22 protein-coding genes are annotated in these 24,277 nt (G+C 47.0%); 10 read left to right on the top strand and 12 right to left on the bottom strand.

Translation table 11 applies throughout. From position 1 onward, the window contains the following. Positions 1 to 132 precede the first annotated feature (132 nt). The 4 genes from ACF8OV_RS17190 to ACF8OV_RS17175 are packed head-to-tail and all read right to left on the bottom strand — an operon-like array spanning position 133 to position 2,555. Positions 133 to 693, bottom strand: a complete 561-nt coding sequence (locus ACF8OV_RS17190; protein WP_203504710.1) for a GNAT family N-acetyltransferase — start codon at positions 691 to 693, stop codon at positions 133 to 135. Between the two features lie 3 nt (positions 694 to 696). Then, entirely contained in the window at positions 697 to 1,122 is a 426-nt protein-coding gene (locus ACF8OV_RS17185) for a GNAT family N-acetyltransferase (protein WP_005481688.1), read from the bottom strand. 19 nt (positions 1,123 to 1,141) lie between these two features. Beyond that, positions 1,142 to 1,897 carry a class I SAM-dependent methyltransferase gene (locus ACF8OV_RS17180; protein WP_017448386.1) on the bottom strand — a complete coding sequence of 252 codons (756 nt, stop codon included), beginning with the start codon at positions 1,895 to 1,897 and terminating at the stop codon, positions 1,142 to 1,144. Between the two features lie 25 nt (positions 1,898 to 1,922). Continuing rightward, positions 1,923 to 2,555, bottom strand: coding sequence for a class I SAM-dependent methyltransferase (locus ACF8OV_RS17175; RefSeq protein WP_045603725.1), 633 nt, complete (start codon positions 2,553 to 2,555; stop codon positions 1,923 to 1,925). 392 nt (positions 2,556 to 2,947) lie between these two features. On the opposite strand from ACF8OV_RS17175, the gene ACF8OV_RS17170 reads away from it, so the two are divergent. Further along, positions 2,948 to 3,481, top strand: coding sequence for a hypothetical protein (locus ACF8OV_RS17170; RefSeq protein WP_317675834.1), 534 nt, complete (start codon positions 2,948 to 2,950; stop codon positions 3,479 to 3,481). Between the two features lie 49 nt (positions 3,482 to 3,530). Here the strand turns inward: ACF8OV_RS17170 and ACF8OV_RS17165 are convergent, their stop codons facing one another. The 3 genes from ACF8OV_RS17165 to ACF8OV_RS17155 all read right to left on the bottom strand — a co-directional run bounded on the left by ACF8OV_RS17165 (position 3,531) and on the right by ACF8OV_RS17155 (position 6,614). Continuing rightward, positions 3,531 to 4,046 carry a protein disulfide oxidoreductase gene (locus ACF8OV_RS17165; protein WP_203504712.1) on the bottom strand — a complete coding sequence of 172 codons (516 nt, stop codon included), beginning with the start codon at positions 4,044 to 4,046 and terminating at the stop codon, positions 3,531 to 3,533. Further along, a complete protein-coding gene (locus tag ACF8OV_RS17160) occupies positions 4,043 to 6,154 on the bottom strand; it encodes a protein-disulfide reductase DsbD (RefSeq protein WP_317675835.1) in 2,112 nt (703 codons plus the stop codon). Before ACF8OV_RS17160 ends, ACF8OV_RS17165 begins: the two co-directional genes overlap by 4 nt. A gap of 61 nt (positions 6,155 to 6,215) precedes the next feature. Further along, positions 6,216 to 6,614: a hypothetical protein gene (locus ACF8OV_RS17155; protein WP_203504716.1), complete on the bottom strand. Its 399-nt coding sequence runs from the start codon at positions 6,612 to 6,614 to the stop codon at positions 6,216 to 6,218. A 140-nt stretch (positions 6,615 to 6,754) separates the two neighbouring features. Here ACF8OV_RS17155 and ACF8OV_RS17150 point away from each other — a divergent pair, with 140 nt between their 5' ends. After that, on the top strand, positions 6,755 to 7,651 hold the full coding sequence (locus ACF8OV_RS17150) for a LysR family transcriptional regulator (protein WP_203504727.1): 897 nt from the start codon (positions 6,755 to 6,757) through the stop codon (positions 7,649 to 7,651). Between the two features lie 19 nt (positions 7,652 to 7,670). Here the strand turns inward: ACF8OV_RS17150 and ACF8OV_RS17145 are convergent, their stop codons facing one another. Further along, positions 7,671 to 8,282, bottom strand: coding sequence for a response regulator transcription factor (locus ACF8OV_RS17145; RefSeq protein ID WP_005457930.1), 612 nt, complete (start codon positions 8,280 to 8,282; stop codon positions 7,671 to 7,673). Between the two features lie 20 nt (positions 8,283 to 8,302). Next, entirely contained in the window at positions 8,303 to 10,138 is a 1,836-nt protein-coding gene (locus tag ACF8OV_RS17140; protein WP_203504729.1) for a sensor histidine kinase, read from the bottom strand. Positions 10,139 to 10,316: 178 nt separating this feature from the next. Between ACF8OV_RS17140 and dsrO the strand changes: the two genes are divergently transcribed. The 8 genes from dsrO (at position 10,317) to ACF8OV_RS17100 (ending at position 21,019) form a co-directional block, all read left to right on the top strand. Next, the gene (dsrO, locus tag ACF8OV_RS17135; RefSeq protein ID WP_025793114.1) at positions 10,317 to 11,084 is read left to right on the top strand and encodes a sulfate reduction electron transfer complex DsrMKJOP subunit DsrO; all 768 of its coding nucleotides are present in this window, start codon (positions 10,317 to 10,319) and stop codon (positions 11,082 to 11,084) included. Further along, a complete protein-coding gene (nrfD, locus tag ACF8OV_RS17130) occupies positions 11,081 to 12,211 on the top strand; it encodes an NrfD/PsrC family molybdoenzyme membrane anchor subunit (RefSeq protein WP_203504737.1) in 1,131 nt (376 codons plus the stop codon). The genes dsrO and nrfD overlap by 4 nt, the downstream gene beginning before the upstream one ends. A 16-nt stretch (positions 12,212 to 12,227) precedes the next feature. Then, positions 12,228 to 15,320: a tetrathionate reductase subunit A gene (locus tag ACF8OV_RS17125; protein ID WP_203504745.1), complete on the top strand. Its 3,093-nt coding sequence runs from the start codon at positions 12,228 to 12,230 to the stop codon at positions 15,318 to 15,320. Positions 15,321 to 15,532: 212 nt separating this feature from the next. Then, entirely contained in the window at positions 15,533 to 16,096 is a 564-nt protein-coding gene (locus ACF8OV_RS17120; RefSeq protein WP_180766580.1) for a cytochrome c, read from the top strand. Positions 16,097 to 16,104: 8 nt separating this feature from the next. Then, positions 16,105 to 17,166, top strand: a complete 1,062-nt coding sequence (locus ACF8OV_RS17115; RefSeq protein ID WP_203504747.1) for a c-type cytochrome — start codon at positions 16,105 to 16,107, stop codon at positions 17,164 to 17,166. 304 nt (positions 17,167 to 17,470) lie between these two features. Next, entirely contained in the window at positions 17,471 to 18,802 is a 1,332-nt protein-coding gene (locus tag ACF8OV_RS17110; RefSeq protein WP_015297014.1) for a paraquat-inducible protein A, read from the top strand. Then, positions 18,795 to 20,441, top strand: coding sequence for an intermembrane transport protein PqiB (gene pqiB, locus ACF8OV_RS17105; protein ID WP_005457973.1), 1,647 nt, complete (start codon positions 18,795 to 18,797; stop codon positions 20,439 to 20,441). Before ACF8OV_RS17110 ends, pqiB begins: the two co-directional genes overlap by 8 nt. Then, on the top strand, positions 20,441 to 21,019 hold the full coding sequence (locus ACF8OV_RS17100; RefSeq protein ID WP_005494618.1) for a membrane integrity-associated transporter subunit PqiC: 579 nt from the start codon (positions 20,441 to 20,443) through the stop codon (positions 21,017 to 21,019). The genes pqiB and ACF8OV_RS17100 overlap by 1 nt, the downstream gene beginning before the upstream one ends. A gap of 91 nt (positions 21,020 to 21,110) precedes the next feature. On the opposite strand, the gene ACF8OV_RS17095 is transcribed toward ACF8OV_RS17100, so the two are convergent. Genes ACF8OV_RS17095 through ACF8OV_RS17085 form a run of 3 tightly spaced genes read right to left on the bottom strand, consistent with a single transcriptional unit; the run spans position 21,111 to position 24,246 of the window. Further along, positions 21,111 to 22,835, bottom strand: a complete 1,725-nt coding sequence (locus tag ACF8OV_RS17095) for a glycosyltransferase family 39 protein (RefSeq protein WP_015297017.1) — start codon at positions 22,833 to 22,835, stop codon at positions 21,111 to 21,113. Beyond that, positions 22,832 to 23,500, bottom strand: a complete 669-nt coding sequence (locus ACF8OV_RS17090; protein ID WP_005494615.1) for a TVP38/TMEM64 family protein — start codon at positions 23,498 to 23,500, stop codon at positions 22,832 to 22,834. Before ACF8OV_RS17090 ends, ACF8OV_RS17095 begins: the two co-directional genes overlap by 4 nt. Beyond that, positions 23,497 to 24,246, bottom strand: a complete 750-nt coding sequence (locus ACF8OV_RS17085; protein WP_015297018.1) for a glycosyltransferase family 2 protein — start codon at positions 24,244 to 24,246, stop codon at positions 23,497 to 23,499. Before ACF8OV_RS17085 ends, ACF8OV_RS17090 begins: the two co-directional genes overlap by 4 nt. Positions 24,247 to 24,277 lie beyond the last annotated feature (31 nt).

Genomic DNA, 24,277 nt, shown 5'->3' with positions numbered 1-24,277 from the left:
CAGTTGGTAAGGCTTTGTCAGTCGCCTCTGACAATCAAAGACTAAAAAATCTCGACGAATCATTCAGCAAGGACGCTGTCTACGATGGCGACTAACATGCTCTGTAACCGCTCGTTTCAACCGCCACCCTTTTCATTCTGAACAATGTGCAAAATGGTGCTGTTCTATATCCTCCAATCGCATATCCATACAGTCTTGCGCCTCACGTCCTAAAGCAGGAAAAACCGCATGCTCTTTTAAAATGCCTCGGCTGATAAAGCCACATTTCTCCAACACACGAATACTCGCGTGGTTGCCAATATGCGGGGTAGTGCGAATGCGCGTTATACCCAAGCTTTGCAGGTAAACAACGCCAAGTTTGCAGGCTTGGGTTGCATAGCCTTTTCCCTGATAGCGAGCAGAAATACCAAAATGGATTTCACTGCTGTCTTGCTCAGGTATCAGCACCAGACAGCCTATAGGAGTTTGAGAAGTAAGTTCTTCAATGGTGAAGACTAATAGATTGGGAGACTTTTGATCATATTGAGCGCGCCATCTTTCGATAGCTTCAAGGGTTTGATTTGAATTTTGGTGGGCTTGGCGATTGAGGAAGCGACATGCTTGCTCATCGCCTAAATAGTTTTCAAACAGGGGAGCAGCGTCTGTTGTTTTGAGGTATCTGATTGCCACTTGTTGAGCTTCAACTCTCATCATGATTTAGCTCTGATAAACATTCGGTTTCCAGATTTGCATGAAGTTTTCTACTGGAGCAATAGGAGTGAACCCAAACTGTTCGTACAACCCATGAGCATCGCGGGTTGCAAGCATCATACGGCGTAAGCCTTGTAGTTCTGGATGAGCAACAATTTCTGAGATCAACCACTTACTGATGCCTTTACCACGGTGTGCCTCCACTACAAACACATCGGCAAGATACGCAAACGTGGTGCGATCGGTAATTAACCGAGCAAAAGCGACGAGTTGATTTTCGTCATCCAAAACCGCGAAACAGAACGAATGGCGCAATGACTTCTCAAGGCGTTCTCTTGGAATGCCCTTTCCCCAATAACTGTTTGAAATGAACTCGTAGATAACGCCTAAATCCATGTCATCTAACAATGTAGTAATTCGAAACCCTTGCATTGTATCCCTCAACATTGGTTTATATTTTCTCAGCCACACAGACAAGCGAGTTGGCATTCGCCTCAAATACTTGCGCTGACCAAGATTGGTACTTCTCTATAATTCTGAATCCCGCTTGTTCAAGGAAAACCTCTATGTCTTCCAGCGGGCGATATTTTAAATCAATGCTGGAATGCTCAATCGTTCCACTTTCAAAATGGCGCTCTTTGTTCAAATACATGATGGACGTTTGCAAGTCATACTCGGCCTTCATACCGAAATAATTCACTTCACCATAGGTTGGAGAAACATAGGTTTGCCACAGCGCCATCTCATGATCCAATTCTAGATTCTCTGGCGTTGGTAACCGCGTATCGAAGACAAATCGCCCACCTTTTTCTAGGTGCTTTGATATTGAGCTCAATGCGCCTGCCAGCATGTCGTCACTTAAAAAGGCTTGGAATGCATTCCCTGTCATTATGGCTAGGTCAAACTTCTTACCTAACGAAAACTGGGTTGCGTCGAGATGAAGAAAACGTAAGTTACTCCTACTTTTGGCTTTGTCCTTTGCGTGTTTGAGCATCCCTTCAGAAATATCAATGCCAATGGCTTCGTTGAGTTGCTCAGAGACTGGAATCGTGACAATGCCGGAACCACAACAGACATCCAGTACACTTCGAGCATTGGTTTCTTCGATTAACCTTGTGATGAAAGCAATGTCGTAATGGTAATGCTGCTCGTATTGGGCATCGTATTCAATGCCCGACCCGAACTCGGTTAAATCTTGTGTTTTCAAAAACAGTCCTTGTTTGTTACTTATTTCAGCGGTGTGACTTTTTCAGCTCTAGCATCAAGTATCGACACACATAACCAACACCAGATACGTAACCAATCACATTTTCTAAGGAAACCACTTCCAACCCCGCCTGCTGACAGAGTTGTTCAACTTCACTTTCGGTATATGCCGTATGCACGACCGATCCACTATAAGTATTTCGAGGCAAATCTTGTCCATCCGGATCGTAGTATTGAAAGCTGATAAAACATCGTCCATTCGCACTTAGCTTACGCGAAATGCACTCCAGCAGTTGTTGAGGCTCTGCTAGAAACTCAGTAAAACCAAGTGCGGTGATAAGGTCGAAGGTTTGCTCAAACAAAGGGGAAAATGGCTCATCGAGGTTATGAACCGCGACGCTTTGATAGAGGTTAGTTTGGCGCGCTTTATCAACCATTTGGGACGAGATGTCTAAGCCATGGATGGTGAGATCTGGATAGTGATTTTTTACGACATGGCCGATACTGCCTGTCGCACAGGCTAGGTCGAGTGCCGAGCCTTGCTCGATGGGAAAGGTTTTTAACTTCCCAGAAATCCAACGTGGGCCGACGTAATGGCTGTCATCCACCAACTTTTGATAGCGCTCCGACACATCATCATACATTTTTGCTACGTTCATCGTTTCCTCCTTGATAACCAGAACGATGCTCGAATGTAACACGCAATACGCACCTAAGCACTTATTAAATGGCTAATTTTTTATGAAACGTAACCGACTGGTTATTCAGCGCTAACCAGTAGAAATAGATGAAATTTTGAAAAGTATTGGCCTGTGATTCCGATGGGATTTTTAAGTGCATAAAGAGAAAATATGTCCTGATAATCTGTCTTAGATTATTCATCTAATCTTATTTCCATCATTCTATTCGCTGTATATAAAAACAATATTTAAATTAACATAACAAACCTATTGCTTATTATTTTTCATTTAAATAATGATTCTTATTTTTAATATCACTCTATAATTAAAGTGCTCAAATTCTCATGTTGTATTAACTTGAGGTTTAATTTATGAAACTAACTCCTTATTTAACTGCTGTTGTTTCGGTCAGTTGCACTTTTGGCGCGTTCGCAGCCGATGATTCAAAAGCACTTTTAGAAGATGCACTGAGTGCAGCGCCACCGACTATTCGCGATAAAGTAACGGTGATGGACTGGAACAATAACGTTCTTCAAGAAGGTTCTAGCCAATACACTTGCTTCCCAACGCCACCTCAATTGGAAGGCATTGCTCCAATGTGTATGGATGGTCCTTGGATGGAATGGGCAGACGCCTGGATGAACAAAAAACCTTTCCAAGCCAAAGCATTAGGCATTTCTTACATGTTAGCGGGTGATGGCGGTGCCAGTAACACCGACCCATTTGCAGAAGGGATGACGGACGATAATCAATGGATTGTGGAAGGACCACACTTGATGATTATTACCCCAGACCAAGCGTTGCTCGACTCTCAACCAACCGATCCAAGTTATGGTGGCCCATACGTGATGTGGAAAGGCACGCCATACGCACACATTATGATTCCCGTTGGAGCGAGAAAATAAAAATAAAAAATCCGATATTCAGTATTTTGAATATCGGATTTTTATTTCGTTATCGAGCCAACCAAATTCTCGCCAATATTCCTATCGGCGTTGTGATGCCTGTCGTAATAGAGGTCACTTCACCATTTCTTAAAATATAAATGGTTGGAGTCACGCTAATTTTCCATTCACGCATAATATCGCTTGAAGGATCGTTTATGTTTTCAAAACGATATTCTTTTGCCTGCATAAACTGCGCCACACGCTCATTTGGCCCTGATGAGCCAGAAACACCAACTACGGCATAGTCATCACTCAGCCAGCTCACGCTTGGGCTTACAAATTTACAAGCGGGACACCAAGTCGCCCAAAAATAAACAACGACAGGTTGTTCATGACTTTGTGCGATTGCATCGAAGTATTCACCATCGCTCAATATGGAGCTCAATGGTGGTGCCTCCTGTTTGGGAATATCTTTGGTGCGATACCAATCCATCGCGATAGAAATAACGGTGACAATGAGCACCATCTGTACGATTTGAACGAGCCAATATCGGACTGTTCTACGCTGCTTTGTCGAACTCATTGAATGGCTCCCCCACTCGCTTGTTTCACCGCGCTTAAAACAACATCATCAGTCAGAATCACAGGTAACGGGATACCTTGTGGCGCCGCCGGGCCATAAACGATGTTAAACGGCACACCGTAACGCCCATGAGCTCGTAAAAAGTCCGTTACCGAGCCGTCCGGATGCGTCCAATCCCCTTTTAATGTCGCCACATTAGGGCTTTGCAGCAATGAGTAGACAGGATCTTGCCAGATCACGCCGATCTTGTTCGCTTTACACGTGACACACCAATCCGCAGTCACATCCACAAACACCACTCGCCCATTATTGACGTGCTGTTTGATCGCCGAGTTGGAAAGCTTCTGCCATGATAAGTCCTTAGGAAGCGGTGTCGCCCATTGATTTGCGGTGACACTGCCAAGTAGCAGCCCGCCAGCAATTAAGATAAGCGATGCAGAACCGGATACCACGAGTGCTTTATCGCCATGAACGCGTTTAACGCGAATCATCAGAACAATAAACGCGACTAAACCGACGAGAATGACCCAAAACACTGGTAAGTGATTGGCCATCAAAGACAGTAGCCAAACGCTGGTGGCCAACATCATCACACCAAATACGTCTTTGACCACATTCATCCACTGACCCGGCTTCGGCAATTTAAGCGCAATGCTTGGGAAAATTACCACCATAATCCAAGGCAACGCCATCCCCAAAGCTAAGGCGGTGAAAATTGCAAACAGCGTAACTACATCGGCACCCAAAGCAAACGCCACGGCTGTTCCTAGGAAAGGCGCAGAACACGGCGTAGCAAGCAAGGTTGCAAACATCCCTTGCACATAGTGTCCAGCTAACGAGTTGTCGCCTTTCGACGCGAGCCATGTACTGGTGCCAGACGAAAGACGGATTTGAAACAGTCCTAGCATGTTGGCGCCAAACAAACCTGTCACCAGAACCATCAATCCTAAAAACCAAGGGCTTTGGAACTGAACGCCCCAGCCAATGGCATTACCTGTCAGTTTGAGCGCCAAAATAAAGCCAGCGAGAATCCAGAACGACGTTAAGATGCCAAGTGAGGAAGCAACAAACTGAGCGCGGATTTGACGACGCTCGATACCTTGAGCGGCAACAATACTACTGAGCTTCATCCCCAAAACCGGAAGAACGCAAGGCATGATGTTGAGAATCAAACCACCGAGCAAAGCGAACAGAAAAATACTCACTACAGACGTGCTCGGCAGTGGGTCTACTATCGCCTCGGCTATTGCTTGAGTGGTTTCTTCTGCCAACAAGTTGGCGTCTTTGATGGTCACAAACAGCGACTGATCACTTAACTCCACATCGCCTAACCAAGTATCCACCAAATAGCTCGCGGTAACGGTATTTCCCTCTTGATGTATACCTTCAAGCTTGAAGCTATAGTCTCGCGTTGCCTCATCGACACCGTCCACCAACACTTGTGGTTGGTTCCAACCTTGAGTGTTCGTGAGCTTGATTTGCAACTTCGATTGGTTTGCATCCCAACTTGCTTGAGTGACATCAATAAACGGCGATGGCTGGGGCACATTACTCACCGCTTGGGCGTAACTGAACATCACCTGTTCGTCGATTTTCAGCTCAGATGGGAGGAAGGTCAGTTGAATTTGATAGTCCGTCAACACACAAATGGTGGTGCAGGAAGAAAGCGTGAGCACTGCATCAATCGTGACGGGTTTCGACATATTGTCGATATGCAGTGTCATTGGGAACAAAGTGTCGCCTTTGTAACCGAGAGTCTCAATGCCCAATAACTCGAACTTTTGCGGATATGGCCATTGCCAATCAACCTTGCTCAGGTTTTGCGAGTTTTGCCAATCTATCGATGGCGCGACACCACCCTCGCCCGGCGATCGCCAATAAGTTTTCCAGTCTCCGCTCAACTTAACATCCAAATAACCAGTGAGTGTGTTTGCTTGCGGATCTTGCTGACCAGTCAAAACAAAACGCGTTTGCACAGGCGGATGCTGTGGATTGGCCATCCATCCCGTGTCAGTAGTTTGTGCCGAGAGATTAAGAGAGAACAAACCCAACACCAACGCCATAAAGAATATGGACGCGAGTTGAGTCGCTTTAGTAATGTGATTCATAGTGATTCCTAATTAATAACTAGTGTAGAAAATGGCTGACGTTTTCGGCCAGAATCACTTGTCATTCTCGGAACACACAAAAGGTAAGATGAATTCGATGCTTGTCGTAGATGGGCTCAGTCCATTGCCTCGCGTTAACAAAGGCACTGCATCGCCAAACTGCGGCTAAAACAATGCCAATGAACAAAACGACAATGAAGGCTTCGAGCTGATGCTGGGTAAACTGAATCAACTTTTCAGACAGTTCACACTTACTCGGCTCTTTGACTTTATCAGCTTTCACAACATGAGCATCATCGCTAGATAAAGCAGAAACCAAGGTTTGGTCATCACTCATCGAGCATGCCGAAACCAAACCAGAATTTTGCATCAGACACACAACGATGACCCAGCCAATCATTGCTAGCAGCCATTTCGCGCGCTTTTGAGGCATGCCTTGTCGTGAAATCAATAAGCTCATAAAAAGTCAGATAAAGATGGAAACGCAGAAAATAATACGCAAGTTGTCGTAAAGCTCAAGTCGTTCGACCTTGCTTGCCGATATGATTGGTAAATAATTGTGATAACCTTAAACCCATCGCTTTTTGCAACACGCTCATTATGCTCAATAAAGTTAATCTCGCCGACATTCGCTCGTTTGTTTTGATCGCCCAACTTGGCAACTTCACCAAAGCGGCGGAAGCTCTGTCCGTTTCTCGATCTCACGTTTCTCGCCAGATCAGCGGACTTGAAGCGCAAATGGGCGTAACACTACTCAACCGAACCACACGCACGCTGCGTTTGACTAATGCCGGCGAGCGCTTTTATCACGACTGTGAAAAAGCTTTGCGAGACATCGACCAAGCGTTAATTGCCGCCGTCGATGATACTCAAGAGATTCGCGGCGTGATTCGAGTGAACTGTGTAGGTGGCTACATCGGCGAAGACATCATCGCCAAATACGTGTGTGAGTTTATGCAACAGTACCCGAACGTCAGCATTGATTTGGACTTTTCTTCGCCTCGTATTGACTTGATTGAAGATCAGTTTGATGTCGCATTTCGTATGGGGGAATTGGATGATGCAGGGTTTGTCGCGCGCAAGCTGATGACGGTTGACATGGTGACGATCGCAAGCCCGAGCTATGTGCAGCAATATGGCATGCCAAAACACCCAAAAGAGCTGGCCGAACATCGAACTCTGACTGGTTCGGTTACGCGTTGGAGCTATCGTAAAGCAGAGAACCCAAATGACCACGCCGATGTGGTCGTAAAAGGCAACTTGCGCTGTAAAAATGGACGAGCGTTAGTAATGGGCGCGCTGCACGGCAACGGCATTATTCGTGTTCCACTGAGTTACTGTGCAGAAGAAGTGGAGCTAGGCCAACTGATAAAAGTGATGCCAGATTGGGAAATTCCGTCGGTGCCCTTTTCCGCCATATTCCATCGAGATCGCTATCAACCGAAACGACTGCGAACTTTTATCGATTTCATCAAACAGAAGTTTGAAGGCTCCTAATCTTACAGCTCAGCTCTCGCTAGATGGGATTCTCCAACTTGCCATAAATATAGGCCAATTCTGCGACGGTTTTGGCTGAGAACTTTTTCAGTAAGCTGGCTCGATGAACTTCCACTGTTCTCATTGCAATGCACAGCTCATCCGCAATTCGAATATTGCGCTTACCAGCAATGATCAAACGTAAGATATCTTTTTCGCGCGGCGTTAGTGATTCATACGCCGCTCTTGCCGCCACCATATCGAGGCTCGCCGCGGACTGCATCTGACCATGTAATATTGCTTGAGCCAGTTCATCGCCTTTAACTGGTTTTTGGAAAAAGTTGACCGCCCCAGCTTGCAACGCATCGACCGCCATCGGTACATCACCATGACCGGTCAGATAAATCACCGCTAATGGGCTGTGCGCCTCATTCAAAAATTGATGAACTTGCTGACCACGAAGGTTAGGCATTCGGCTATCAAGAATCACGCATCCGGCCTGATGAATGTTCACTTCGTCGAGAAAAGATTGCCCATCAGCAAAAGTCGTCACGTTAAAGTCATGCTCCTCCAGCATAAAAGCCAGCGAATCACGTACCGATTCGTCATCGTCAACCACATAAACAGGCAGCTGCTTTTCACTGCTGATCATTAACTGCTCCTAAATACCGATTAGTTTTGATAAGGAAACACAAGCTCAACCAAACAGCCGTGCGGCGTGGTCGAAGCAATGAGAAACTCGCCGCCGTGCATTTCCATTACGTCACGACAAATCGCAAGCCCCAGCCCAAGTCCTTCGGCTTTAGAGCTCACAAAAGCTTGGGTCGGATTATCTTGCTGTAACCCAGTACCGTTATCCAATATGCGAATAGAAAGCTGGTTAGCTTGGTAGTCACAATGCAGGGCAATTTTACCTTGGTAGCCCGACGAGTGGTATTTCTCCTGAAACAAAGCACACGCATCAATGGCGTTGTTGATCACATTAACCAAAACCTGCTGAACGCCCACGGAGTCTGCCAATAGTGGACGCATATCTCCTTCAACGCTGGTCACAATGGCGACGTTCTGCTTTTGCATTCGAAAATGAAGCAGCTCAATGGTGTCTGCAATCAAGGCTTGAATATCGCATGGTGTCTTATCAACACTGCGTTTGCGTATCAACGTTCTTAAACGTTGAATGATGGCATCGGCTCGTTCCACTTGCCCCTGTATTTTCTCTAGCACAGGCACAATATCTTCATGCGGACGCTTCTTTGCAAGACGCAGCAACCCACCTTCACTGTAATTACGAATGGCTGCCAGCGGTTGATTTAATTCATGAGCCAGACTGCTGCCAATTTCCCCGACAATCGCCACTCTTTGTGAATGTTCTAACTGCTCGCTTTTCTCTTTCAGCCTTAGCGATGTCAGCTCTAATGCTTGTTTGCTTTTGCTAAAACGATACTCAAGCCAAAAATGGTACGCGTTCAATACAATCACAAACATGAACAGTGCCCATGCCCATTCTTGATGACTGCGCAACCAGCGCAGCGCCTCACTCCACCAAGGTTGCTGCAATGGATGTAGATCCAACGCCTGATAGAGTTTATCGATGCTCAACAAGCTAACGGGCGATGTCCAGCCTGACGCGCCAGCGGCAATAATGGCGGGGTGCTCTGGTGGCATAGCAAGCAAGACTTGCGCGATTTTTTTCGCCAGAAGAGACGAGCCGCGTTCTGTTTTGGCAAACGACCAGTTTGGATATAACGGCGTAGAAACAGCGCACGAAGAATGTTCATTTGGCTGTTGGTTTAAGACTCGAAAATCACCGTGCTGTAACAGACCTTCATTTTGCATCTGTTCTAGTAGACAAGCAGGCACGACAGCGGCTTCAACATTGCCGTCACGTAATTGGTAGAGATTGGCATCAATTGGGAAACCGAGATAGCGAACATCCGCAAAAAAGTCATTCGGATCGAGTCCCATTTCCACGATTTGATAGCGCAGGGTCAGATAACCACCAAACGCTTTTTCGGACACTGCCGCGACAGGAAATCCAGAAACATCTTTTAATGTTTGGTATGGCGAATTTGCCCGAACCACCAGCGCAGAACCAATGCTATAGTTCGAGTTTTGCGGTGCGCGCCCCGTCAATGTTGCCATCCATGACAACGCATATTGTCTGCCCAAGCGCACAGCCTGACCTGGGTTGGTTAAGATGAAGTCCATGGTCTGAAACTTCACCGCCTCCCCCATTTCGTCCAAATTGAGCGGATGCAGTTCAAAGTGCACATCCGAGATTTGCTGGTTGAGCCAATCGATGGTCGGTTGCCATCTCTGCTCGGCATAAAGGTGACCACGTATCGCTAACACGCCCACTTCGACTTTCTGCTTGGCTTCTGGCTGCACCGTCTTTTGCTGTTGCATTCCTTGCAGATATTCTTGTTCAGAAACAGCGCCCTGAGCTAAAGATGCAAAGACAGCCAAGCACAGAATCCAAAACTGAAGCAACCGTGGCGTTTTGTTCATGATGAGTCGAATCGTTCCTTCGAAAATAATGAAGCAAGAATAACAGCTACCTTCCGTAAACCACATTTGTTTTAGATCAACTTTGATCTGGGTATGTGGAAATCCACTATATCGACGTCGCAGCGCATTTCTCACAATGGAATCAGTCAGTTCAAATTCAACTAACAGCAGGTGAGTTATGGATTCCACCAAACGTCGCTTTCTTAGCGCCATTACAGCGGGTGCCGCGTTGATCCCCATTGCAGGTATTGGCACCGCAACCGCGGGCAATGTTATTCGCAATAACCAATCCGCCGACCGAAAAGGACAAGTCGGAAAACGTTACGCCATGGTGATCGATTTACGTAAATGCGTCGGCTGCCAAGCGTGCACCGTAGGTTGCAGCATTGAAAACCAAGCGCCAATCGGTCAGTTTCGAACCACAGTGAAACAATACGAAGTCACGCTCGATGACGGTTCCACAACCACACAAGAAGCGAAGGCTTTTATGCTGCCTCGACTTTGTAATCATTGCGATAACCCGCCGTGCGTAGCCGTTTGTCCCGTTCAAGCAACCTTTCAGCGAGAAGATGGCATCGTCATGGTGGATAACAGTCGCTGCGTAGCGTGTGCGTACTGTGTACAAGCCTGCCCTTACGATGCGCGTTTTATCAATGAAGACACGCTCACCGCTGACAAATGCACCTTCTGTGCACACCGCTTAGAACAAGGTTTGTTACCCGCTTGTGTGGAAACTTGCGTGGGCGGCGCTCGCGTGATTGGTGATTTGAATGATCCAACAAGCGAGATTCGCCGCTTAATCACAGAACATCAGGACGACATCAAAGTGCTGAAACCCAATGAAGGTACCAAGCCTCACGTGTTTTACATCGGCATGGATGAACGCTTCACCAGCCACATCGACGGGCAGCCAGCTATTTACGACCCACAAGGAGAGCGCGCATGAACATCACCGAAGTGTTAGTCCAACCTCAAGCAATGGCTTGGCTCCCGTGGGCGGTGCAGTACTTCTTTTACATCGGTTCTGCTTACGCTGCCGCTATTTTGTTCCTAATCGCACTGTTATTTGAGCAACACACCAGTCATCGGTTACGCGCCGCGCTGGTGCTAACGATGGCCATCGGCGCTATCGTAGGCCCGTTGGCGTTAACTGGCGACCTTCACCAGCCGGGACGAGCTTGGCATTTTTACGCGCACATCACGCCGTGGTCATGGATGTCTCTAGGCTCGCTGTTCCTGCCTGTTTTTTCTGCGCTGGCGGTTGCGACAGCATGGCTGTATCTGCGTCAGGATCTTATCGCACTGCGAAATCAACCGGGAAAAGTACTACCTCTGTTATCTAAGTTGTCGCTTGGTGAATGGGCTATTTCTCGCAAAGTGATGCTCACAATATCTGCAATCACCGTGTTATCAGGCTTAACCATCGCCCTTTATACTGGAGCTGAAATTGCAGTCGTTCAATCGCGCTCGTTATGGCACCAACCCGCGTCACCAATTCTTTGGTTTGTCACTGCATTTATGGGCGCTGTCGGATTTTCTCTGCTGATTTGGTTACTGCTGCCTAGCCAATCGAAAACTCTCACTTCTGGTGATAACAATTTACTCAAAAAGTCACTGGTAACGAGCGGCGTTCTGACGCTGATTCTCCTACCCATTTGGGCATCCAACAATTCCGCATTTTCGCTCTATTCTAGCGAACAATGGATGCACAACATTGCCTTGCTCACTTTTGTCGTTTTAGGTTGTGTTTTGCTCGCCTTCATCTTCTTACGCGATACCCAAAAGTCCGCATCCGCCAGGTTTCGTCACGTCATAGGGCTCGGTTTTGTGTCTGCTGCCGCACTGGCAAGCGCGTGGCTGATTCGCTGGTTCACCATCATGGAAGTGCAAACCATCGCCAAGTTCGACGCAGGGCTGTATCCATACCAACTCACTATGGATGGAAATGGCTGGATAGGCATTATCGGCATGCTCGGATTATGGCTTGCACTGGCACTGCTCGGCTCAGAGCTGGTTCAGCCAAAACAAAGTATCGAAGCAAACGCATCATCACTCACCTTAACTGAACGCTAATCAAGAGGATTTCATTATGGATAACAAACGCCGTCAGTTTTTGAAATCAGGCCTTGCAGTCGGTGGGCTTGGCGCATTTGCTGCAGGTTACGCCACCACAACCAAGCACATGGTAGAAGGTGCGCTGGAAGGCACTGCTGGGCAAAAGACCCGCGATATTCACCACGGCAATTCCCTCGAACCAGAATACGCCGTTAATGACCAAGGTAATCTGATCCCAAATCCAAACCAGCGTGTTGCACCATCGATGTGTTTTGGTTGCTGGTCACTGTGCGGATTGCGTGTACGCATTGATAACCGCAATGACGAGATCTTGCGTATCAGTGGCAACCCATATCACCCGCTGTCTCATCAGCAACACATTCCTTTCGAAACGCCACTCAAAGATGCTTATTTGAGTTTGGCAGGAGAAGCGGGCCTTGACGGCCGTTCGACCGCCTGTGCAAGAGGAAACGGGATGCTAGAAATTCGCAACAGCCCGTACCGCATTACTCAGCCGCTGAAACGAGTTGGCAAACGCGGCGAAGGAAAATGGATTCCGATCAGCTACGAGCAATTGATAAAAGAAGTCGTTGAAGGTGGTGATTTATTTGGTGAAGGCCATGTTGATGGCTTACGCGATATTCGCGATTTAACAACGCCCGTTGATCCTGAAAACCCAGAATATGGACCGAAAGCCAACCAATTGTTAATGACCAACGCAGGTAACGAAGGCCGAGACGACATATTCAAACGCTTCGCGTTCAACAGCTATGGTACGCGTAACTTTGGGCATCATGGCTCTTACTGCGGCTATGCATTTCGTGCTGGCAGCGGCGCATTTATGAACGATTTAGATAAGAACGCACACTTAAAGCCAGACTTTGATAATGCGGAATACATCATCTTCATCGGTATGTCGCCAGCTCAAGCGGGTAACCCTTTTAAGCGTCAGGCGCGCCAACTCGCCAATGCGCGAACAGAAGGCAGCTTGGAATACACCATCATCACACCAAGTTTGCCGGCGGGTTCATCGAGCTTGGCAGCAGGTGACAATAACCGCTGGATACCAATCAAACCGGGCACCGACTCTGCCCTCGTGCTTGGCATGATCCAATGGATTATCGAAAATCAACGCTACAACAAAACCTTCTTGGCGCAGCCGGGGGCAAACGCGATGAAACGAGCAGGCACCGCGCACTGGTGTAATGCTACACATCTCGTGATAAGCGATGAGCAGCACCCGAGAAACGGCACGTTTTTACGCGCATCGGATCTGACTCTGCCATTCGAGGGCGAAGCGTTGTCTGATTCCGACCCGTACGTCATCGTGGATGATCAAAGCGGCGAATTTGGTGTGCATACCCAGACAGGAGCAGCGGCACTGTTTGTCGATAAAACGGTTTCGCTTGCATCAGGCGAAGTACGAGTAAAATCGTCTCTACAAAGGCTCAAAGAAGAGGCGTTTAAATACAGCCTTGCGTTCTACAGCCAACAATGTGAGATCCCTGTTGAGCAAATCGCAGAACTAGCGAAACGCTTCACCAGCTACGGCACAAAAGCGGTGGTCGATACCCACGGTGGCAACATGCACACCAATGGGTTCTATAACTCGTTTACCATCATGATGCTCAATGCGTTGATTGGTAATATCAATATGAAAGGCGGCGCGATGGCCAAAGCGGGTGGCTACCCAACTTCCGCCGCGGGTCCTCGTTACGACTTCACCAAATTTGCTGGCAAAGTCGGCCCGAAAGGCGTCTTTTTATCGCGCAGTAAATTCCCATACCACAAAACCAGCGAATACAAACGTCGCGTTGAGGCAGGAAAATCCCCTTACCCAACTCGCGCACCTTGGTATCCGTTTGCAGCGCCACTGCTGACAGAACACCTATCTGCGGCTATTGATGGTTATCCATATCGCGTTAAAGCGTGGATCAACCACATGGCGAACCCGATGTATGGTGTACCCGGTTTGAAAACACTGCTGGAAGACAAGCTTAAAGATCCAAAGCAGCTCGGTTTGATTGTGTCTGTTGATGCATTCATTAACGAAACCACCGCGTTGTCGGATTACATTGTGCCGGACACCGTTACTTACGAAAGCTGGGGCATGGCAACGCCTTGGCACGATGTTCCGGTGAAAACCGTCACCGCTCGTTGGCCGATTGTGGAAGCGCGAACAGAGAAAACCGCCGATGGTCGTTCGATTTGCTTAGAAAACTTTTTGATTGATGTCGCCAAGAAAATGCAACTAGGCGGCTTTGGTGACAACGCGATTCAAGATGCGCAAGGGAATTGGCACGCTCTCCACAGCGCTGAAGATTTCTACTTACGTTCCGCGGCAAACTTGGCGTATGTGAAAGGCGGCGTGCCTGAAGTTTCGGCAGAAGACATTGCGTGGTCAGGCCTAGAGCGTTTAATGCCAGCCATGCAGAAGACGCTGACAGCGGATGAGATGAAACGTGTGGCGTTTATTTTTGCTCGCGGTGGACGCTTTGAAAATGCAACCGAAGCGTATCAAGGTGAGCAAATGAAGCACAAATGGACACGACCAGTTGCGATATGGAATGAACGTGTCGGCAGCGCAAGAAACACCATGACCGGTGATTTCTACACCGGTTGCCCAACATGGTATCCACAAAAGCTGGCCGATGGCACACCAATGGAAGAACAGTTCCCAAGCTCAGAATGGCCTTTCAGCCTGACTAACTTTAAATCCAACATTCACAGTGCGGTGTCCAACCTATCGCCAAGGTTGAACTCGATAAAAGGCGTAAACCCAGTGTACATCCATCCAATCGATGCCGAACGCGCAGGCATTAAAACGGGTGATGAGTTTGTTATCGAGACTCCATCTGCAAGCACCAAAGCACTTGCGATGATAGTCAGCGGAATTCGCCCTGGCACACTCGGATTTGAACATGGGTTTGGTCATACCGAGCTAGGACAACGCTCGCACTGGATCGGCGATAAACAGCAACCAGTAAAAACTCGCAGCCAAGATGGAGTCAACATTAACGACATCGGATTAATTGACCCAACCCGAGAAGGGAAAGGCGTGTTGTTAGATTGGGTGGTAGGAGCCGCTGCTCGCCAAGCATTACCAGCCAAAATCCGCAAAGCTTAGTAGACAACCAAACCTGAAGAGCTGCCATTTAGCAGCTCTTCACATCCTCTAAATATGTGGAAATCCACAATACCTTTAGTTATTGACAAAGCCGACAATACAGCATCCAAGTCACTATCACAGTAGACACTTGGAGATATTAATAACAATTAAAGTGAGTCAGCATGTCAAAAATACTACCTGTGGTGACGGCCTGTTTGCTGGCAACCACAATGGGCGCAAGCGCCTCGTCTATTCCTGAAAAAGCCAGCGTGTGCAGCGGTTGTCACGGCCAAGATGGCATGGGTCAACCAAACATTGCGCCTATGATTGCTGGTCTGAACGCGAATTATCTCAACACCCAAATAGAGCTCTTCCTTAGTGGCGAACGACAAAACGTAGTCATGCAAGGCATGGCGAAAGAGCTTAGCGATCCTGCCGTTCGTAAAGAAGTCATGGATTACTTTGCTAATCTTCCAAGCTACGAGTTCACTAACCCAGAGCAACGCGGCGACCAAGCCGACATTCGTAACCCGTATCGTAAATTGATCTTCCAAGGTGATTGGGATAGAAACATTCCAGCTTGCGCGACTTGTCATGGAGCCAGCGGAATGGGCGTCGACAAATTCCCTCGCCTCGCAAGCCAACATGCTGATTACTTAAAAACGCAATTGATGGCATGGAAAAACGGCACTCGCAGTGGTGACCCGCTCAATATGATGGGCACTATCGCGAAAAATCTCACTGACGAAGAGATTGAAAACCTTTCCTACTACTTTGCCTCATTACGTTACTAGGAGCAGACATGAAACGTTTCTATTCTTTGTTCGCATTACCTCTCATCTCTGCTGCTACTTTGGCCAACGAGCCACTGCCGGATCGTCAAACTGAACTGCCAGCTGTGAAAAAAGAGAATAACAGTGAATATTTGCAGCCTCGCGATCTGAGTAAAATTCCAAACACCGCATTTGGTGATCAAGTAAAACGTGGTTACTCGCTCTTTGTTAACTCGCAACAGATGCGCGGCAAATACGTTGGCAATGAGCAAAACTGTGTGAACTGCCATATGGAAGCAGGACGAAAAGCCAATGCAGCACCGCTGTGGGCGGCGTACATGGCCTATCCGGCTTATCGCAAGAAAAACGATCGCGTAAACAGCTACGCAGACCGTATTCAAGGTTGCTTCGAATACTCCATGAACGGCAAAGCCCCCGCTTACGACTCACCCGAAATTGTTGCCCTCAGCGCTTACGCTTATTGGTTGGCAATGGGTGGATTACTCGATAGTTATGGTATGAGCGATGAAGCGGTGCCAGAGCTAGACATTAAAGCTCTCCAAGTGGGTGGTAAAACGCAAGACTTCCCTTTGCCAGATGCTATCGCTCAAGCATTACCGGTTAAAGAGCGCGGCAACCTAGCAGGACGTGGCTACCCAAAAATCGCCGCACCGAAGCAAGAACCATCACCAGAGCGAGGGGCTTTAGTCTATGAAAAGAACTGCGAGACTTGTCATCGCGCCGACGGCTCGGGTATCAAAGGCACCGACGGCCATTCATACATTCCTCCGCTTTGGGGCGAATTTGCGTATAACTGGGGCGCGGGTATGCACCGCATTAACACTGCGGCCTATTTTATTTATGAGAACATGCCACTTGGAAAAAGTGTGCAACTGACTGAGCAAGAAGCGTGGGACGTTGCTGCGTACATCAATAGTCACGAACGCCCACAAGATCCTCGATTTAAAGGCAGCGTCACCGCAAATTCTGAAAAATACCACCAGCACCAAGGTTACTACGGCAAAACACTAAACGGTAAGCAAATAGGTGAAAACGCATTTGCAAGCGGAACTGTTGAGTCGCAACGTTAGAGCTTTCCGTATAGCTACATCCTTATATACATTCCTGCCCTATGCTTGGGCAGGTTCTTTCCCTCCCTCATCCCAAAAATCACCATTTCATTTGCTTCACTCAAACCACTTCTATACGGTAACGACTTCCCAATCTCAAACCCTAGCAGTAAAATGTTGCATACTTTTCAGCGTCGCTTGGCATGTTTTAGCAGCACGGGGACGGCGATTGCAAAAGTAAGAAACTCGTAAACTCCTGAATCAACACAAGCGTGTCTAGTGAAAACAGAGTATTCTTAGGACAAATGAATTCAAAACCTACCCAATGAGTATTCAACCTAATTCACGTCAGTTAATTTCTTGCGAAGAATGTGGCCTTGTCGTCCGCATTCCGGAGATCGATCAAGGGCAAAAAGCTCAATGCCCTCGATGTTCGCATTCACTAACAAAAATTAACGCCAAGCCTTATCAAAGCGTGATTGCGGTATCGTCTGCGTGTTTGATCATGCTGGTGCTCAGTATCTCTTTCCCATTCATGTCATTCAGCGTGCAAGGGTTGTCGCAAGAGATCACTCTACTTCACGCAGCCAAAATGCTGGCTGAATTTCAAAACGCTCTTCTTGGTGCGCTTCTGCTCGCGACGGTCGTCGTTTTGCCAGCTATCTATGTGGGTTTGATCCTTTTTCTGCACCTTGAGGCGTTAAAAGTTCGCAACCATCCGCCGTCTAAAAAGCAGCAGCGTTTGGCCAAAATACTTTGCCGAATTCTGTTTCGAGTTGAACCGTGGTTAATGGTCGATGTGTTTTTAATTGGCGTATTGGTGAGCTTAATTAAAATTGCGTCTCTGGCCGACATCGGTATGGGCAGCTCGTTTTGGGCGTTTTGTGTATACACGATATTGGTAGTGAAATGCATTTCGATGGTCGATAAAAGCTGGCTGTGGGGGCACTTTATTCCGGCAATCGAGTTACCAAGCGTCAAAGAAGGTGACACTCACCACAACCACAATCACATCGGTTGCCACACTTGCCACCAACTCAATCCCATCGAGGATAAAAAACATCAGCGCTGTATTCGCTGTTACAGTCGACTTCACGAATACAACCCTAGCGAGAACCTACAAAAAGCGTGGGCATTGTTGTTTGCCTCGGTGATTTTTTATATCCCAGCAAACCTCTACCCTATGATGTACACCGTCAGTCTTGGGCACTCAGAAGGTTCAACCATAATGGAAGGCGTCATCTTGCTGTGGCATTTAGGCTCCTACCCTATCGCCATGGTGATTTTCTTCGCGAGTGTGTTTATCCCGATGGCGAAAATGTTGGCGTTGGCGTGGTTGTATTACAATGCGCAAAAGGCTCAATACCTTCCTCCTGAAGAGAGCATTTCGCGCTTAAAGATATACCGATTAACCGAATTCATTGGCCGTTGGTCAATGATCGATATTTTTGTTGTCGCCATTTTGGTTGCACTGGTTCAGTTGCAAAACTTAATGGCAATTTACCCCGGCCCTGCTGCATTATCTTTTGCCGCAGTGGTCATTTTCACCATGCTCTCTGCGATGATTTTTGACTCCCGTTTGTTGTGGCAACTACCACAGAGCGAAGTGCAAGAGCCGATGACTAATAACCTAACTGAGAAAGCCAAATATGAGTGATGAGAACAACGCAACCGCTCAAATAAAACCGCAAAAGCAGATTTCTGCTATTTGGATTGTTCCGATCCTTGCGCTAGCCATGGGAGCGTGGATGCTGTTCCAATACATCAACAGTACTGGCCCACAAATTACTTTACAGCTGCCAACTGCGGATGGGATTGAAGTCGGCAAGACAGAAATCCGCGCACTGAATGTAAAAGTGGGACTGATCACTGAAGTCACACTCAGTGAGAACTACGATCATATCATCGCCAAAGCGCAGATGAATAAGGACGCAGAGCGCATGCTGCGAGATGACACCATGTTTTGGGTGGTGAAGCCGCGCATTGGCCGTGATGGCGTCTCTGGTTTGGAAACCCTTCTCTCCGGTGCTTACATTCAATTGCAACCGGGCAGTTCTGAGGTCGAAAAAGATCATTTCGCAGTTCTGGATGTGCCACCTGTCGCTTCGCCTGACGCAGAAGGTCTGCGCATTGTCTTGACTCACCGTGAAGCAGGTAAGCTTGGTGTGGGTGACCCGGTTATTTATAAAGGCTTTACGGTTGGGCGAGTAGAGAAAACCAGCTTTGACGTAGATACACGCCGTGCTCTTTACCAACTTTTCATCTTTAAGCCTTACGACAGTTTAGTGCGCACTCGCACCAAATTCTGGCTCAATTCAGGCCTCGATCTACAATTGAATGCGGAAGGATTTGAAGTGAAATTTGGCTCGCTTGAAAGCCTTCTTACTGGTGGCGTCACCTTTGATAGCATTCCTGGAATGGAGTCAGGCGAAGCTCTTACCAAAGACATGACGAACTTCCGTTTGTACGATGATGTTAAACAAGTACGCGAAGGCATGTACGACGAATACATCGAATTCGTAATGCTATTCGAAGAGTCCGTTCGTGGCCTAAAACGCAAAGCTCCGGTTGAATACCGAGGCCTACGCATTGGTACAGTAATGAGAGTGCCTATGCGTCTTCCAACTCCAGAAGAGCATTTCTCGGCTAAGAGAATTCCGGTGTTAGTCCGTATTGAGCTTGGCCGTGTATACGGTGATGTTGAGTCCCACTCGATGGAAATGTTCAAAGAGAAACTAAAAGACGAGTTTGCAAAAGGGCTTCGCGGCACACTAAAAACCGGGAATTTGTTGACTGGTGCACTGTACATTGACGCGGATTTTTATCCAGACGATACACCATATGAAGCAAACACGTATGAAGGGCTAGACGTCTTCCCTACAATGCGAGGTGGCTTTGCACAGGTTCAACGCCAAGTAAATGACTTCTTAAACAAACTCAATAACTTGCCAATGGAAGATACATTAACGTCTCTGAATGCAACGTTGAAAACGTCTGAGCGCACCTTGGCGTCCGCAGAAAAAGTGGCGAATAGCATTGATAAGCTCTTAAGCCAAAAAGACACACAAGAGATCCCTGCAGATATTCGCCAAAGCTTGCAGCAACTGCAAAAAACGCTGGATGGATACGGCCCTAACTCGACAATGTACAGTGAGATGGAATCGACATTGAAAGAGCTAGAGAAGGTGATGACGGAATTCAAACCTGTTTTAAAACAGCTAAATGAAAAACCAAACTCATTAGTATTTGGAGAAGATGAAGTGAAGGATCCAATTCCTGTTAGAGGGCAACAATAATGAAACGTGTATTTTTATTAGCGACAGCACTTATAACCGGATTGACAGGATGCAGCAGCGCACCAGAAGCAACGGGGGCGCTGTATCTCCTACCTAAAGCTGAGACAAAAACGTCTAACCAGATGAGCGTTGCAGAACGCCCTTTACTGGTGATTCGTCCGGCTCAACTCGCTAGCTACCTGAATGACAATAGTATTGTGTATCGCACATCAAATACTCAGATTGTTCAAGCCAAACGCCACCAGTGGGCTCAAAGTATTTCTGAGCAAATTACCCAACGTATTGTGGCTGAGCTACGCCAAAAACAAAGCGACTATTGGCCAGTTGAAATGAATAATCTTCTGGATCAAAGTGGAGAATCCAAGCTTCAACTTAGTTTGAACAAGTTTAATGGTAGCTACCAAGGTAATGCAGAGATTGAAGGTGAATGGTTACTCATCGATGCAAGCGGCAACGTCGTTCGCAGCTCGCAAATAAAAATATTGATGCCATTGCAAGATGAAGGCTACGACGCTCTGGTTGATGCACTGTCGGCAGGTTTGAACCAACTAACCGACGATATAGCTGCGCAGCTATAGTAAATAGACATCAGATACGAAAGTCATCAGATAATAGAGGGGAGCATCACGCTCCCCTTTCTTGTTTATGTATGTTTAGCGGCTCAAGAGATTAAGAATATGGCTTATCGATATGTAGCTCATATCGTTTGATGCTTCTTGGCGGCTGACAGGATTCAAGTGCACTCTCGGCATCAAATAAAATCCAATCTCGGCGGTGGGCTTCCCCTAGTTTTTTCGCTTTGTTGGCATCGAAACATTCCATCTCATTCCCACCTTGGGTCAAGATATACCGATTCGGCTTTTCTTGTAGCCACAACCAAGCATTGCGCTCTTGCTCTTTGTGATCTGATAAATAGCTAAAATGTGTTACCGACACAGGTGAAAACAGCAAAAGTTGCTCTTTAAATAGCGTCAGTCCTAACTCACCATCTTTACCGATTGCTTTTTGTGCTTCTGACATGATCTCTTTAGCCGGCGTGCGAACTGGGTTAAGCAATGTATATCCCGCAACGCTATACCAGACCCAAGTCAGCGCAAGAGCCACCCAAAAGGTATATCGAGCCTGTACCGTGCGCGTTTTAAAAAATGCGCCAACCCAAATCGCTGCGGCAACAAGAAAGAATACGACGTAAGGGAATATAGAATCGTACTCACCTAAATGCTTCGTGACGGATTTAACCTCTAGACCTGCAACAACAGCGGCAGAAAACAAAACTACGCTCAAAATCAACACGATAGCTTTAAGTAATTTGTCGGTCCATTTAGGCCAAGCTTGGTTCGTTAACGCATAACCCGCAATAACAGCAAGCATTGGAAGCGCTGGCAATATGTAAACACCTCGCTTACCCGGGCTCAGACTAAAGAAAGCGATAACAAGCACAACCCAAGCGAACAAACTTAATAACGCAGGTGATAATCGTAGTTGTTGCCAACACTTCTTATTGAAAAACACCAAGTACAGCGGGAACCACATAACGGGAATCACACTGACAATAAAGTAATACCATGGCTGAATGTGTCCCCAAGAGTTCGCATAACGCTCACCCGTTTGTTTAAACAAGATGTTGTCTCTGTAAGCAGCAAAATCAGGGTTATGACTGATCTCTACAATCGAAACCATAGGCACAAACCAACATGCAATGGTCAAAAGCATGAACACTGGGCCCAGTAATAGCTTCCACGAAACCGCATCTTCAAAACGGTGTCTGCCAGAAAAATGCAAAAACAAAACGGGTATCAAAAACAACGCGGGAAGAAATCCAACACCTTTTGTAATAATGCCAAGCCCCATAAACACCCAAGCCAAGCAATACCAAACCCAGTTGGTCTTAATATAGAAGTGTCGCAACAGCCCATACATGGAGATGGTGATCCACGCGGCTACCATCGCATCAATTTGCGCCGCTTTTGCTTGAATAATAAATTGTGGAGCAAGCAATAGTAGAAAGCCCACATTTCGAGCAGTTTTGACATTCCACAGCTTTGCGGAAATATCGTAACAGCACACCAAAGCAATTAGGCTGACAATCGCATTAGGTAACATGAACGTTGCTTTTAGGCTGCCGGTCAACCAATAAAAAGCCGCCATTGACCACATAAATACTGGCGGTTTATCGGGATAGAGCTCTCCCCCTCTGGTAGGAAAAAACCAGTTTCCCGATTGCACCATCTCTCGAGCAACTTCGACAAAGCGTGGTTCATCGGCAGGCCACGGGTCGCGTAACCCTATCCCCGAAAAAATAATGATGAAGGCGAGGAACAACAAAAACCATAGGGTTTGATAATAGTCATCACTTTGCCAAACTTGTCGACACTTGGACGTCACTAAGCTCATACTTCCTCTTCCATATTCAATAATTCAACACGACTTTTAATATGATCTCGATAGAGAAACCCTGTGAGTACCGCGCTAACGATACCAAAGAAAATACTGAGATATATCATTGTATTACTCGATGAATGAATACCAGCGCCCATCAATGCGAAGATGATAATTTGAGGCAAGTATCCCAACAGACTGGCGGAGATAAAGGCAAAGAACGGCACTCGGACACTACCCGATAAAACGTTGGTCACGACGTTATTCCCAATCGGAAACAAACGTAGCAAAAGGATTTTGTAAAACGGCTTACGACTCGCAAATGAATTAAAACGCGTCATTTTTTTCGGGAACCGTCGATATAGCCAATTTCCGATGAGAAAGCGCGCGCAGGCGTAGTTAAATGTCGCCCCAAAAACACAAGCAAATAAGGTGATAAGCACGCCTAATTGGACGTGGTATAAATAGCCGAATACCAATGCGATGGCTTGCTTTGGCCCACTCAACGACAAAAACACCACACTGAATGTGAAGATGACCACATGCCCTAAAGCCCCGTTTTTTTGAATGTAGCCAACCAGCCAGTTCTTATCTGTGAGGTGAGATAAAACGGGATTATCGAGCTGATTTGCTAACAAAACCCCAGCAAGTATAAGAAGTGCAAGCTTTAACCATTTCATTGTTTAGCATTTTCATTGGCAATGCTGACAGCTTTGATCATCGGATTTTTCGTGCGCTTTTGTAACCAGATCACACCAAACATATCAACAATCCCTACCCAAGCACGGTTCCATGCATTGTAATTGGAAGTACCTGCTTCTCTGTCTCGGTGCGCGACTGGGTGAACGACGATTTCCCCGCCCATCGCTTTGATGAGTGCAGGCAAAAACCGATGCATATGATCAAAATACGGCAAGCGCAGATAAGTCGATTTAGGGATGACTTTAAGTCCACAACCAGAATCTGGAACACCATCACCTAGTAATGCATGGCGCACTTTGTTCGCCACCTTCGATTGAAACCTAACCCAAGCTGTATCTAACCTTTTTGCTCGATAACCCGCGATGCAAAAATTCGGATTGCTGACTTTAGCAGCAAGCTCAAGCATCTTAGGCATATCCGACGGATCGTTCTGCCCATCAGCATCGGAGGTAACAATCCACTCGCCTTTTGCATGTTTGACGGCAGTTAACACTGCTGTGCTTTGACCGCAACTCTGTTCGTGGCTAACCACTTGCAGGTCACACCCACATTCTTTAGCAGCTTCAAGTGCCTCTTGCACCGTATCATCGGTACTACCGTCGTCCGTAATGACAATTTCGACGTTAGGGTATGCTTCTAAACTGGCATGAATTTCTTTCACTAACTTCCCGATATTTCCTTGTTCATTTTTTGCAGGAATAACGACTGATATACTCGGTAACATAGCTCTAACCTTATGTGAACTCTCGACCTTG

The organism is Vibrio sp. GLN_1, assembly GCF_043106015.1.
GTDB classification, from domain to species: domain Bacteria; phylum Pseudomonadota; class Gammaproteobacteria; order Enterobacterales; family Vibrionaceae; genus Vibrio; species Vibrio parahaemolyticus.
Note: the sequence above shows the minus strand (reverse complement) of the source record. Positions and strands in the feature narration are given on the sequence as shown.